The organism is Bifidobacterium sp. M3-N-101, assembly GCF_023656805.1.
Classification (GTDB): domain Bacteria; phylum Actinomycetota; class Actinomycetes; order Actinomycetales; family Bifidobacteriaceae; genus Bifidobacterium; species Bifidobacterium breve.
Genome location: NZ_JAMOKQ010000008.1, coordinates 23933 through 37521 on the forward strand (window position 1 = coordinate 23933; position 13589 = coordinate 37521).

Sequence of the window (13589 nt, forward strand, 5' to 3'; positions counted from 1 at the left end):
GATTATCCGCTTCAAATGGTACGGGTACGTTACTTTGCCTCTGGCGTGTCGGCTTGAAGTGTGAGACAATTCGCCGCTATTAGATGTTGAATCCGTGTTGGCGCAGCAGCTTGCCGGATACTTTGCCAACAAGCGGCGCCAGCCATAGGCAGATCACGAAAATCAGGGCCGAACCACCCAAGGCGATCAGCGTGGCCACCAACGTAGTGCCGGTCGGCAGAATCAACGCGAAGAAGTTCGCGACAAACGGGATGAACGCACCAATCACTCCGGCTGCGGCAAACGCCGCGACCAGTATGCCTCGCCAACTGTTGAGGGGCTGAGCCACGCGGGCGAGCACGAATACGCCCATCAGGAACAGGATGATCGCGCTGGTGGCACGCAGCGCGGATAGATCGACGTTTTTAGTCACGTCCCAGCCCATGATGCCGGGCAGGAACCATGCCGTCAGCAGCACGGACAGCGCGGTGGCGATGCCGCCCGGCAACGCGAAGGTGACCACACGCTTCAAGAATCCCGGAATATAGCGGCGGGTATTGGGCGCGAGCGCCAGAATAAACGCGGGCATACCAATGGTAAGGGCGCCAATGTACGTGATGTGGCGCGGCAAGTATGGGTACGGAATCTGGGTCAGCACCACACCGAGCGAAATCAGCGCGGAGTACACGGTTTTGACGAGGAACAGGCTGGCCACGCGTTCCATGTTGGCCATGACCTGGCGGCCTCGCGCCACCACATCCGGCAGATGAGAGAACTTTGAATCGACGAGTACCACTTGGGCCACGGCTTTGGTGGCCGGCGCGGCATTGCCCATAGCGATGCCGAGATCCGCTTCCTTGATGGCGAGCGCGTCGTTGACGCCGTCGCCGGTCATGGCCACCACGTGGTTCTGCGTGTGCAGCGCCTGGACGATGGCCTTCTTCTGGTTGGGTAGCACACGGCCAAGCACATCGACGTTTTCCAGCACGCGAGCGAGTTCGTTCACGTCTTCCGGCAGTTCTCGCGCGTCCATGAATCGCGGCTCATGTTCGCCGGTCAGCCTCACTTTGCGGGCGATGGCACCAACCGTGACCGGATTATCGCCGGAAATCACGCGACAGCGCACACCCTGCTCACGGAACCAAGCGAGCGTCTGCTCGGCATCCTCACGGATCTTCTCGGAACACAGCACCAGCGCCACCGGTTTGGCCTGCGGGTCAATCTGTGGATTGTCCGTATCAGCGAGCGATGCCGTGGAATGCGCAACCAGCAGCACACGATTGCCGTCATTGGCGTAGTCATTGACTTGTTGCAGCACATCCGAATAATCACCGCCGAGCGCGGAAATGATGACTTCTGGCGCACCCATGTACCAGGTTTCACCCCCGCTGGCGGGGGCTGTCATCGCAAGATGACTGGGGGTGATTTCAGTACGGCCACCCTCCGACTCGCTGCGCGAGTCACCTCCCGCCGGCGGGAGGATAGGCTTCACCACCGCACTCCATTTGCGGGCCGAAGAGAACGGAACGCGAGATTCGACTTGGCCCGGTTTGTAGCCTTGAGCCTTTAGACCGGCGAGCACGGCCTGTCCGGTGCCGTTGGGCTGTTCCTCGTTGCAGCAGTCGTAGAGGGCCTGCGTGGCCGCCTGTTCAGTCAATGTCTCAAAAGAACCACCCTCAGTCGGCTGCGCCGGCAGCTCCCGCCAGCGGGAGCCAAGCATGATGAGCTGGTTGAAGGCGATGCCGCCATCGGTGATCGTGCCGGTCTTATCAAGGTTGAGCGCATCCACGCGGGCGAGCGTCTCCACGGATTCAAGTTCCTGCACCAGCGTGTTGTGGCGAGCAAGCCGCATGGCGGCCACCGCGAAGTTCAGCGAGGTCAGCAGCACGAGGCCCTCAGGAATCATGCCCACCACGCCGGCGACCGCGGAGACCACGGCCTGCCTCCATTCGCCGGTGGAGAGCGCCGCATCCCATCCGCCGACCGTGTGAATCTGCGAGAGAATCAGCAGAATGCACAACGGCACCACGAGGAAGGTCATGAACTTCAGAATCGTGTTGATGCCCTTGTTCAGGTCGGACACGGTCTTCTTATAGACCTTGGCCTGAGCGGTGAGCGTGGCGGCATATGAGTGGCTGCCCACGGCATTGACCTTGACCAACGCCATGCCGGAAACCGCAGTGGCTCCGGAATAGACTTGCTCCCCCACTTTGTGGCGCACGGTACGCGATTCGCCGGTGAGCATGGATTCGTCGAGTTCCAGTCCCCATGTCTGGATGATCTGACCGTCGGCAGGCACCTGTTCGCCGGAACGAATCCACAGCAGATCGCCGAGCACGATTTCGTTGTGCGGCACTTCGATGTCCTTGCCGTCGCGGCGCACCAAAAAATCGGAGGCTACCAGGATGGAGAGCTTGTCCAGCGTGCGCTTGGCCTTGAGCTCAGTGAAAATGCCGATACCCGTGTTGATGATGATGACGAAGCCGAACACCGCATCCCGCCACGAGCCGGTGACCAGCACCATGACCATGGCCACGAAGATGATGCCATTGAACAACGTGAATACGTTGGCTCGTACGATGTCCTTAACCGAACGCGAGGTGGAGGTTTTCACCGCGTTCGATTGGCCGCTTTCAATACGCTGCGACACTTCCTTGACAGTAAGACCGGTTTCACTGATCTCAGGCATTTCCACAGCTGCTGTTGCACTCATATCTTCCAGCCTACCGTGCCGGATTCCATAATTCGCTACGACTCAAGAATGATTTGATTTAGATTTACTCTGTGGCAACGGCGATGGTACGGTCGTGGGGTTCGTCGCGTGTGATGGTGATGACTGCATCGGCAATGGAGACAGACTTGGCACTAGCAGCATCGTCTGTGTTAAGAATGGCAGCGTATAGCAGTTCGTCTTCGGGCGCATGCTTGGGATTGAGCAGGGCGACGGGAATGCCGGCTTCGCGCGCATTGGTCAGCGCCTGGTTCCAACTGTCTCGATTCGCGTCGGTGACATCGATGCCGCTGATGATTACGATTTTGACTGCGCGGTCCACAAAATCGGTGATACCTTGCTGCGCGGTGGCCGCGATCTTGTCAGCAGTTTCAGAATCGCCCGACGTGTCCAGCGAGGCGTAATACACGTTGAGAGTGTCATCGGCCAGCGCATCGATGGCCTTCTTGTCCGCCGCGGTATCGGTCGATCCGACGAAACCGACGGTGATATCCGTTTTGTGCGTCGAATCATGGGCCACCGATGGCATGCTGTCTTGCGTATCGCCGACGGCGCAACCGGTCGGTGTGCAAGCGACCAATGACAATACGACCGCCCCACAGGCCAACAACCTCAGAATTCGACGCATCATAGACCCACCCGTCAACGGCTGAAAACGGCCACTGTCTCGACGTGGTGGGTCATCGGATAGATGTCGAAGGCACGGATGTCCTTGAGCTCGTATCCTTCGCCGATCAAAGTAGCGGTGTCGCGGGCAAGGCTGGTGGGGTCGCAGGCAATGTAGACCACGCTGGAGACACCGGCCGCAGCGATCTGGCGGCAGACCTTGGCACGGGCGCCGGCGCGAGGCGGGTCAAGCACCACGATATCCGGCTTGGCCAAGTGCGCGGGCACATGTTCCAACGTTCTGGAGACATCTCCGGCACGGGCATCCACGTCGTTCAGATTCATGGCACGCAGGTTGCGCTGGGCATTCTTCACGGCCACGCGCGCGCCTTCCACGCTAAGCATGCGGGTGCGTTCACCGGTCATGGTGGCCAGTGGCAGGGTGAACAGACCGGAGCCCGAGTACAAGTCCCAGATCACAGGTGCCACAGCACCCTGCAACTGCTGGTTGACCTGATTGATCACATGCGTGCCGAGTGCAATCGGTGCCTGACGATGCACCTGCCAGAAACCGTTGGCATCAACCCGATAATCGAAGGTCTTGCCGTTGATGGTCACCTGTTCAGTGAGCAGCTGGGAGCCATTACGCAGCTCGCCATCGATAAGCACGGCATAGTCATCTGCAGCAATATCAGCGTCGCCACGCGGCTCAGGTACGGACAGACGGATCTGGGAGCCGGGCTCAAAGCCGCCCTCCCACACATGCTCGCGCTCGGCCACGTCCAGCAATGCGCGGGTAGCGAGAGGCATGGTGTCGATGGCCACGCGAGTATGCGTACCGCGCCGGCGCATGGACGGCTTGCCGTTCTCGTCGGCAATCATTTCGATGCGGGTGCGCCAGTGAAGACCGTCAAGCTCCTCATCACCGGGCATGCGATCGATTGGCACGGCCACATCGATATGACCGAGCCGGCTCATCTGCTCGGAAACGGTGAGGGCTTTCCACTTGAGCTGGCCGGGCAGTGAGACGTGCACGAGATCCGCGCCGCCGACTCCCCCGCCCATCGCCAGCGGGCCGGCAAGAGACCAAGCCGGATCGACACGGTCCTCGGATGCTTCGAGCACTTCGATGACTTCACCGGTCCAGAACCGATCATCGCGATCATGAGGTTCGTCAAGTTCAATGCGTACCAGTTCGCCGGGCAAGGCAAAGCGGACGAACACCACGCGGCCATCGATATGGGCCACGCAGCGGCCCTGATCGGCGTATCGCTCGATGCGGACTTCAGCTTGCATCGCTGTCCTTTCCGGTTTTGCCCGCCACGGGTTCGCTGACGGCCTCAGCCGCAGATCCCGATTCGGATTGCGTAACGTTCTGAGTAGCCACGGCTTTATGACGGTGCATTGGCGTGGCGATGATGAGGTAGCTCACCCAAATCGCCAGCGCCCAGAACGGGATGCCCATAAGCAGACGGGCCACGCCAAGCGCGGCCACATGATTGGTCAGATACAGCGGCACCTGCACTGCCAATCGCAGCAGGAACAGACCGACCCATAGACCGGTGATGATCATGTAGGCACGTTTCAATGCCTTATCACTCATCCAGTCGTTAAACCACGCCTTGAAATGCTCGGTAGGCAGGCTACGGATAAATTCGACGACCAGTCCGAGGCCGGGTACCCGTGCAATCAATGAGACGGCAAGCAATGCGGCATAGCCGGCATTGGTAATGAATCCGAAGATGTAGTAGTTACGGGCCTCATGGGTCTGCCATGCCCAAATCAGGCAGATGCCGACCGCCACCAGGCCGGAAACCGCGCCCATCACCGATTGGCGTTGAATCAGGCGCGCGATAACCTGCAACACCGCCAAAATAGCCGAAACGGCGATGGTGAGGTTCAGATTGCTCGTGACCACGAACAGCACGACGAATACCACGCCGGGCAGCATGGATTCGATAACGCCACGCGGGCCACCGATGGCGTCGATGACGGAGAAATCCTCGCCTTCATTGCCGGCGTCGGCTAGAGCGGACAGGCCGGTGCGTTTGTTGTCTGCCAAGTCTCTTCCTATAAATCAGCGAACTTCGGAGAACATCGGGCCGCGAGACAGCGTGGTCTTCACTTCGGTCTGCTGGTCCTGGCTCAGCGGACCCTTCGGCTTGTTGTCCGGAATGTCCTTGAAGTGTTCCTTGCCATTCTCCTCGCCGGCTTCGGCGGCGGCCTTGCGCTCGGCAGGTGCCACGGGCGGGTGCATCGGAATCAGATCGCGCGGAGCCAGCGGCTCTTCGCCGCGCTCAACCACGATGTCCGCAAAGAATTTGTTCAGTGCCTCGGTCTCCGGGCTGTCCGGATCGGTGGCAGCGACACCGGAGAAGATGCCACGCAGCATCCAACGCGGACCGTCCACGCCGACGATTCGGGTGTTTACGGTCTTGCCGCCCTTGACGTTGACCGGCAGCTTCAGCTCGGTGCCAAACACGCCTTCGACCTCGGATGCAGCCTTGTTGGCCTCAATCAGATCAGCGCGCACATCATCCCAGAGCCCCAGGGTCTTGGGAGCTGCGAACGCTTCGATTTCCAAGCTGGACTTGCCATAGGTGATGGTGGAACCAAGCACCTGCTGGGTGGCGCGGTTGGCCTTGATGCGCAGTTCGATGTTCTGCATGAACGGCAGATAGTAGGCACCCAGATCCAGATAGTCATCGTAGTCGGGCACTTCTTCGTCGTTCACATCCCACGGACCGCGTTCCTCGCCACGGCCCACGTACTCGCTGGAAAGTTCCGCCAATACGGTTTCAGCGCTTTCCGCCTTTGCTGCGGCGTTTGCAGCCTCGGCAGCCACCTTGTCCTCGTCGACAGGCTCTACGGCCGGCTCGGTTTCCTTCTTGTCCTTCTTCTTGCCGAATCCGAACAGTCCCATGATTCCTCGTTTCGTATAACGGTTGCAACCTTGCTAACACTAGCACTCAGGCTTAGAGAAAGCTGAGCATCGCGGCCGCCGGTGTCCGGTTCGATTCGTAGGGAGGCCACAATAGTATGGCCGCATGACCATCACCATTACCACGTCTAACGTCAACGGCATTCGTGCGGCCAAGCGCAAGGGCATCGAGGATTGGGCCGGCAAGCATGCACCGGATGTCTGGTGCATGCAGGAGGTTCGCGCACCTCAGGACGATGTCGATTCTATTTTCGATGAATTTGGTTTTGAATACGCCACCGCCGGCAAAATCGACGCGCCGGCCGACCTCCATACCATGAACGAGGTCTGCCGGGTGAAAGGCCGCGCGGGAGTCGGGCTGCTCACCGACTTGGAAGTGCTTGACAAGCGATATGGTCTGCCAGGTCTGAGCGAGGATGTGGATTCGGGGCGTTGGATCGAAACCGATGTCAAAACGCCTGAGGGCTATACGATTACCGTGGCATCCGTGTACATACATGCCGGCAACACCGATGATCCGACCAAAATGGAACAGAAGTATCGTTTTCTGGACACTATGCTGGCCCGCATGGGCGCGCTTCGTGATGAAGCCGCACATGGCGGCAAGCAGGCTGTATTATGCGGCGATTTCAACATCGCACATACGCCGCTCGATATCAAGAACGCCAAGGCCAATGAGAAGCACGCCGGATTCCTGCCCGAAGAACGTGCCTACGTGGACAAATGGCTGGGCGAATACGAGTTCGTGGATGTGATGCGTTCGTTGGCCGGTGATATTCAGGGGCCGTACACATGGTGGAGCCAACGAGGGCGCGCCTTCGACAACAATGTCGGCTGGAGAATCGACTACCAGTTCGCCACGCCCGAGCTGGCGGAGACCGCACGCGGATTCGTCATCGACAAGGCACCCACATACGACAAACGCTGGTCCGATCACGCCCCACTCACGATCACATACGAGGTATGACGTATTCTGTGGGACAACATCCGAAAATCGACGATTTTCGCGGGTCGTCCCACGCCCCGCATCATGAGTAATTATCGACTACGCCAAGAATGGCGTAATTCCGGGCTTCGTGAGAAATCTACTGTGGGACAACACTCATGTCTATCGATTGATGTTGATGTTGTCCCACAAATTGTGGGACAACATCGGAAAAACACCGATTTTTGCCTTTCGTCCCACGCGAACCATCATGCAAACCGACACATATGAATATTGGGGTCTTTCCACGGATGGAAAGACCCCAATACTATGCGCTCAAACGCAGATTATCAGTCCAGACCGAGCTGGAGCTTGCCGCCGGGGATGGCGTCGAGCAGGTCTCGGGTGTACTGCTTCTGCGGGTGGTCGAAGACCTCATCGGTGGTGGCGTGCTCCACGAGCTTGCCATGCTGCATCACCACGACCTCATCGGCGATCTGGCGAACCACGGCTAGATCGTGGGTGATGAACAGATAGCTCAGGCCCTTTTCGGCCTGCAGATCGTTGAGCAAACGCAGCACCTGATCCTGCACCAGCACGTCCAAGGCGGAGACGGCCTCATCGCACACGATGACGTCCGGATCCAGAGCCATGGCTCGTGCGATGGCGATGCGCTGACGCTGGCCACCGGAAAGCTCGTTCGGGTAACGACCCATCACGGAAGCCGGCATCTCGACCATGTCCAGCAGTTCCTTGACACGATTGGCACGCGACTTCTTATCGCCAATCTTGTGGATGCGCAGCGGCTCCTCAATGGAACGGAAGATGGAGTACATCGGGTCGAGCGAACCGTACGGGTTCTGGAACACCGGCTGCACATGGCGGCGGAAACCGAGCAGATCCTTGGCCTTGAACGTGGAGGTGTCGCGACCTTCATAGAACACTTTGCCGGAAGTGGGCTTCAGCAGGTGAAGCACCATGTTCGCCACGGTGGACTTGCCGGAACCGGATTCGCCCACGATGGCCAGGGTGGTGCCACGCTTGACGGAGAAGGACACGTCGTCGACGGCCTTGAACATCTCCTTCTTGCGGGGCAGCTTGAATTCCTTGGTCAGGTGGTCGACGGTGATGATGTGCTCGCTTTTCTCAAGCGTGCTTTCGCCGGCGATGTGGTGGCCAAGCAGGGCGTCCGCGTTCTCACCGCGCTCCTTGGCGGAGATGATGCGCTGGGAGGCCAGCGACGGGGCGGCGGCCACGAGTCGCTTGGTGTACGGGTGCTGCGGGTGCTGCAGCACCTCGAGGGACGGACCGGATTCGACGACCTGACCCTTGTACATCACGACAATGCGCTGGGCACGCTCAGCGGCAAGGCCCAGATCGTGGGTGATGAACAGCACGGCGGTGCCCAGTGAGTCGGTGAGCATGTGCAGGTGGTCGAGGATGCGCTTCTGCACGGTCACGTCCAGAGCGGAGGTCGGCTCGTCGGCAATCAGCAGGTCGGGGCGGCAGGCCAGACCGATGGCGATGAGCGCACGCTGGCGCATACCACCGGAGAACTCGTGCGGGAACTGACGGGCACGGGTAGCGGCGTCGGGCAGACCGGCCTCGGACAGCAGACCCGCGATACGGTCATCCATTGTGGAGCCGATGACGTACTTCTTGGCGAGGTACCAGGCCTGATCGTCGGCCACGCCGGCCTTGATGAGGTCGTCGGCCACGCGCCAACGGGTTTCGGAGCCCGGAACCCATTCGTTGGTGAAGCGGGCGACGGCCTTGTCGAAGGCCTCGCCGGACACGCCGGCTTCGGTCAAAGCCTTCTTGGCCTCGGTCATGAGTTCGGGCAGTTCCTTGGCGCCGAGGAAGGTCTCGTCGTCGTTGCCCTTGACTTCGACCTCGTCACCGGCCAGAGCCTTAGCGAGGGCGGAGCGCTTCTCATGGTCCACGTCCATGTTGTTGGCCTTCAGCGCTTCCTTGACCTGGGTGCCGATACGCCACACCGGGTTGAGGTTGCTCATCGGGTCCTGAGGCACGAGGCCCATCTTGGTACCGCGCAGCTTGTCGAACTCGCTCTGCTTGGCGCCGGCGATTTCCTCGCCGTCAAGCTTGATGGAGCCGTTGACCACGTGACCGGTGCCGGGCAGCAGGCCCAGCACAGCCATGGCGGAGGTGGATTTGCCGGAGCCGGATTCGCCCACGATGGCCACCCACTGGCCGGGGTAGACGGTGAAGTTGGCATCGCGCACCGCATGCACCGGCTTGCCGGTGTCGGTGGTGAAGTCGATGGCCAGGTTCCGGACTTCCAGCAGCGGGCCATGCTCTTTCTGCATGGCCAGCATCGTGGCGTTGGTATTGTCAGTCATTGTCTTTCTCCACTCCCCTTGCTCAGGCCGTTCGGCTCTTCGGGTCGAGGGCGTCCTTGACGGCGTCGCCCATCATGATGAACGCAAGCACGGTGATGGCCAGTGCGGCGGACGGGTAGAACAGCACCATCGGATCGGTCTGCAGGTTGGTCTGCGCGCTGGAGATGTCGCCGCCCCAGCTCACCGTGGTGGTCGGCAGGCCGACGCCGAGGAAGCTCAGCGTCGCTTCCGCCACGATGTAGGAGGCCAGCGAGGTGGTGGCGATGACGATGATCGGGGCCAGGGAGTTCGGCAGAATGTGGCGGAACAGGTTTCTGGCCGGCGTGGAGCCGAGGGCCGTGGAGGCGGTGTTGAATTCGAGGTTCTTCGATTCCAGCACGGCGCTGCGGGCGATGCGGCATACGCCGACCCAGCCGAAGAGCGTAAGCACCAGCACGATCTTCCATATGGACTTGGAGGTCTTGAACATCTGGAGCACCACGATGGCGCCGAGCAGCATGGGCAGCGCGAAGAAGATGTCGTTGATGCGGCTCAGCACCGCGTCGACCCAGCCGCCGAAGAAGCCGGCGACGGCGCCGATCAGGGTGCCGACGATCACGACTAGTAGCGTGGAGAGCACGCCGACAGACAGTGAGGTACGGGTGCCGTAGACCACGCGGGTGTACACGTCGCAGCCCTGCAGGTCGTAGCCGAAGGGGTGTCCGGCGGAGGCGGGGCTCAAGGAGTTGCCCAGATCGCAGGCGTTCGGATCCTGCTTGGTGAACAGACCGGGGGCGATGGCCACCACGATGATGAACAGGATCAGCAAGCCGGAGATGATGAACAGCGGGTTGCGGCGCAGGGTTCGCCAGGCGTCGGCCCACATGCTGGTGGCCGGTGCGGATTCATCGACGGAATCGACGTCCTGCAGCGGGGTCTCCTCGAGGGGGGCTACATAACGGTCCTGACCGGGCAGGGTTTCCATGAAGTATTCGGTTCCCGGCTCGCCGGTCTGGTTGAGCTCGTTTTCAGTGGTTTCGTTTGCCATGTGACTCACTTCTCCCTATCACGCGTAGCGGATACGCGGATCGAGGGCCGCGTACAGCATGTCGACAACGAGGTTGCACACTACGAAGATCAGCATGAGCAACGTGACGATGGACACCACCAGGTTTGCCTCGCCCTTCAGAATGGACTGGTAGGTGAGGAAGCCGATGCCGTGGATGTTGAAAATCTGCTCGGTGATCATGGCACCACCCATCAGGCCGCCGATGTCCTGGCCCAGGTAAGTGACGACCGGAATCAGGGAGTTGCGCAGCACGTGGCGCAGCATGACCTGACCGTTCGACATACCCTTGGCGCGCGCGGTGCGCACGTAATCCTCGGCGATGTTGGAGGAGATTTCGGAGCGGGTCAGTCGGATGATGTAGGCCATCGACGCCGATCCGAGCACCATGGCCGGCATGAGCAGGTCGAGGAAGCCGGGGTCGGCGCCTGCCGTCACCGGCAATATCGCCCACTGAATACCAAAGACATATTGCATGACAAAGCCGGTGACGAAGGTCGGCACGGAAATAAGCAGCAGGGAGACGATCAGGATGACGGTGTCGTACCACTTGCCCTTTTTGAGGCCCGAGATGATGCCGAAGACCACGCCGAAGATCGCCTCGAACACGAACGCCATCAGGCCGAGCCGGATGGTGACCGGGAAGGCGCGGGCGATTTCGTCGAGAACAGGCTGCCCGGCGAAGGTATCGCCGAAGTTCAGGGTCAGTGCATTCTTCAGGTAGATAAAGTACTGAACGATGAACGGCTGGTCGAGATGGTATTCTGCGCGGATCTGGGCTGCGACGGCCTCATTGACAGGCTTGTCTCCGAACATGGCCTTGACGGGGTCGCCCGGCAGGGCGAATACAAGGGCATATACCAGAAGAGTCGTACCGAGAACCACGGGGATCATCTGCAGAATGCGTCGCAGAAGATACTTACCCATACGGTTGCTCCTTATTTCCTAGACCGGCCAGAAAGGGTATAACAAGACCCCTTCCGGTCGATAAATACTCCGACAGTTTACCGCATGCCCGGACTGTGATATGTAAATTTGCGTTAACGCAAGGTTTGAGATTGGGCAATACTGGTGGATATGTCCATGGTTGCGGTCGGATAGTGGATACTTTAACTTGGTTCCCGCTGTCGGGAGCTGGCTCGCGAAGCGAGACTGAGGGTGGTTCATCATGGTGTCACCACCCTCAGTCGCCTACGGCGACAGCTCCCGCCAGCGGGAGCAAGCACCCCTCACACAACAATAAAGGGCGGGGATCTTGCGATCCTCGCCCTTTATTTCCGAACTACCTAACGGTATCCGTTCAGTGAGTCAGACTCACTTCTTGGACATCTCGGTGTAGGTCGGGAGGTTCTGCCAATCGAAGGCGTAGCCGGACTTCACGTTGAGGGAAGCCGCACCGTTGGCGTTGGAGTAGTACAGCGGGATGGCCGGAAGGTCGTTGAGGAGGATTTCCTCAGCCTGCTGGTACAGCTTGTTGGCGTCATCGACGGACTTGGCGGCGGCGGCCTGCTTGCACATGTCGTCGAAGGCCGGGTTCTTGTAGTCACCGTCGTTGGAGCCGTTGCCGTCAGCAGCAGCGGTGGAGTACAGCTGCCACAGGTAGTTCTCGGCGGACGGGTAGTCAGGCTGCCAGCCGGTACGGAAGGCGCCCTTCATCTGACGGTTGGTGACGGCGTCACGGAATTCCTGGAAGGTCGGGATCGGGTTGGTGGCCGCGTCGATGCCCAGGTTGTTCTTGAGCTGGTTCACGACGGCGTCGTAAATCGGCTTGGCACCACCATCGGCGTTGTAGGAGAAGGTGAGCTGGCCGTCGTACTTGGAGATGGCGTCAGCCTTGGCCCACAGTTCCTTGGCCTTGGAGGCGTTGAACTTCAGGTTGTCGGCACCCTTGAGGGAGTCGGAGTAGCCGGGGGTCTTCGGGGAGGTGAACTCGGTGGCGGCGGTGGCGTTGCCGTTGAGCACCTTGTCGATGAGCTGGTCACGGTTGATGGCCATGGAGATGGCCTGACGACGCAGCTGACCTTCCTCGTCGTTCTTGAAGTGGTCAAGGGAGGACGGGATGGTGAAGGTCTGGATGACGGAGCCGACCTCGGAGTAAGCCTGGACCTTCTTGTCGGTCTTGAAGGTCTTGGTGAAGGCGGCCGGGACGGATTCCATCACGTCGAGGTTGCCGGCCTGAATGTCACGGTAAGCGGCGGAGTCGTCGGTGTAGACCTTGAAGGTCACGCCATCATTCTTGGGCTGCTCGTTACCCTTGTAGTCAGGGTTCTTGACGAGGGCGATTTCCTTGTTGTGATCCCAGTGGTCCAGCTTGTACGGGCCGTTGCCGACCGGCTTCTGGCCGAAGGCCTTCGGGTCCTTGTAGAAGGACTCGGGCAGCGGGGCGAAGGCCGAGTAGCCGACCTTAATCGGGAACACGGAGTCGGACTGGTTCAGGTCGACGGTGAAGGTGGTGTCGTCCACGACCTTGAGGCCGGAGAGCTGCTCGTCACCCTTGAGGCCATCCTTCTGCAGATCGTCATAGCCGGCGATGGCGGAGAAGAAGGAGGAGCACTTCTGGGCGTTCTTGGCGTTGGCCACGTAGGACCAGGCCTTGGTGAAGGACTCAGCGGTCACCGGAGTGCCGTCGGTGAACTTCCAGCCAGACTTGATCTTGATGGTGTACTGGGTGGCGTCATCGTTCGGGGTGATGGACTCGGCCACTTCGTTGGAAGCCTTGCCGTCCTTGTCGAAGGAGACCAGACGGGAGAACAGCAGGTCGACCGGCTTGCCGCCGCCGGTTTCGTTGGTGTTGCCCGGGATCAGCGGGTTCTGCGGTTCGGAGTTGTACGCAGTGATGATGTTGGAGCCAGCGGTGTCACCGGAGGCAGCGTTGCTGTTGGAGCCGCCGCAGGCGCTCAGCAGCATGGCCACGGAGCAGGCCATGGCAGCGAAAGCAAGAGCTTTCTTCTTCATATGATTTCTCCTATTCATTAGGTTGCAGGACGTCTCAGCCCCGCCTC

10 protein-coding genes are annotated in these 13589 nt (G+C 60.1%); 1 reads left to right on the plus strand and 9 read right to left on the minus strand.

Annotated features, from left to right (window positions below):
• Positions 1-79: 79 nt before the first annotated feature.
• The 5 genes from NBH12_RS07585 to NBH12_RS07605 form a co-directional block, all read right to left on the minus strand.
• Entirely contained in the window at positions 80-2692 is a 2613-nt protein-coding gene (locus NBH12_RS07585) for a cation-translocating P-type ATPase (protein ID WP_250819334.1), read from the minus strand.
• Between the two features lie 64 nt (positions 2693-2756).
• Complete coding sequence (locus NBH12_RS07590; protein ID WP_103619767.1) at positions 2757-3341, minus strand: type 1 periplasmic-binding domain-containing protein; 585 nt, start codon at positions 3339-3341, stop codon at positions 2757-2759.
• An 11-nt stretch (positions 3342-3352) separates the two neighbouring features.
• A complete protein-coding gene (locus NBH12_RS07595) occupies positions 3353-4612 on the minus strand; it encodes a class I SAM-dependent RNA methyltransferase (protein WP_003832146.1) in 1260 nt (419 codons plus the stop codon).
• Positions 4602-5378 (minus strand): DUF3159 domain-containing protein, encoded by a 777-nt coding sequence (locus tag NBH12_RS07600; RefSeq protein WP_003830628.1) that lies wholly within the window; start codon positions 5376-5378, stop codon positions 4602-4604. Before NBH12_RS07600 ends, NBH12_RS07595 begins: the two co-directional genes overlap by 11 nt.
• A 15-nt stretch (positions 5379-5393) precedes the next feature.
• Complete coding sequence (locus NBH12_RS07605; protein WP_161519245.1) at positions 5394-6239, minus strand: DUF3710 domain-containing protein; 846 nt, start codon at positions 6237-6239, stop codon at positions 5394-5396.
• 124 nt (positions 6240-6363) lie between these two features.
• On the opposite strand from NBH12_RS07605, the gene NBH12_RS07610 reads away from it, so the two are divergent.
• Positions 6364-7224: an exodeoxyribonuclease III gene (locus NBH12_RS07610; RefSeq protein WP_052828968.1), complete on the plus strand. Its 861-nt coding sequence runs from the start codon at positions 6364-6366 to the stop codon at positions 7222-7224.
• 308 nt (positions 7225-7532) lie between these two features.
• Here NBH12_RS07610 and NBH12_RS07615 read toward each other — a convergent pair whose 3' ends face one another.
• The 4 genes from NBH12_RS07615 to NBH12_RS07630 all read right to left on the minus strand — a co-directional run bounded on the left by NBH12_RS07615 (position 7533) and on the right by NBH12_RS07630 (position 13542).
• Entirely contained in the window at positions 7533-9542 is a 2010-nt protein-coding gene (locus NBH12_RS07615; RefSeq protein WP_015438927.1) for a dipeptide ABC transporter ATP-binding protein, read from the minus strand.
• Between the two features lie 22 nt (positions 9543-9564).
• Positions 9565-10569 (minus strand): ABC transporter permease, encoded by a 1005-nt coding sequence (locus NBH12_RS07620; protein ID WP_016462767.1) that lies wholly within the window; start codon positions 10567-10569, stop codon positions 9565-9567.
• An 18-nt stretch (positions 10570-10587) separates the two neighbouring features.
• A complete protein-coding gene (locus NBH12_RS07625; protein ID WP_003830623.1) occupies positions 10588-11514 on the minus strand; it encodes an ABC transporter permease in 927 nt (308 codons plus the stop codon).
• Positions 11515-11901: 387 nt separating this feature from the next.
• On the minus strand, positions 11902-13542 hold the full coding sequence (locus tag NBH12_RS07630) for a peptide ABC transporter substrate-binding protein (protein WP_250819335.1): 1641 nt from the start codon (positions 13540-13542) through the stop codon (positions 11902-11904).
• Positions 13543-13589: the final 47 nt, after the last annotated feature.

Coding starts and splice junctions, on each gene's coding strand:
- NBH12_RS07585 (WP_250819334.1), bottom strand. CDS start 2,692: ATGAGTGCAACAGCAGCTGTGGAAATGCCTGAGATCAGTGAAACCGGT.
- NBH12_RS07590 (WP_103619767.1), bottom strand. CDS start 3,341: ATGATGCGTCGAATTCTGAGGTTGTTGGCCTGTGGGGCGGTCGTATTG.
- NBH12_RS07595 (WP_003832146.1), bottom strand. CDS start 4,612: ATGCAAGCTGAAGTCCGCATCGAGCGATACGCCGATCAGGGCCGCTGC.
- NBH12_RS07605 (WP_161519245.1), bottom strand. CDS start 6,239: ATGGGACTGTTCGGATTCGGCAAGAAGAAGGACAAGAAGGAAACCGAG.
- NBH12_RS07610 (WP_052828968.1), top strand. CDS start 6,364: ATGACCATCACCATTACCACGTCTAACGTCAACGGCATTCGTGCGGCC.
- NBH12_RS07615 (WP_015438927.1), bottom strand. CDS start 9,542: ATGACTGACAATACCAACGCCACGATGCTGGCCATGCAGAAAGAGCAT.
- NBH12_RS07620 (WP_016462767.1), bottom strand. CDS start 10,569: ATGGCAAACGAAACCACTGAAAACGAGCTCAACCAGACCGGCGAGCCG.
- NBH12_RS07625 (WP_003830623.1), bottom strand. CDS start 11,514: ATGGGTAAGTATCTTCTGCGACGCATTCTGCAGATGATCCCCGTGGTT.
- NBH12_RS07630 (WP_250819335.1), bottom strand. CDS start 13,542: ATGAAGAAGAAAGCTCTTGCTTTCGCTGCCATGGCCTGCTCCGTGGCC.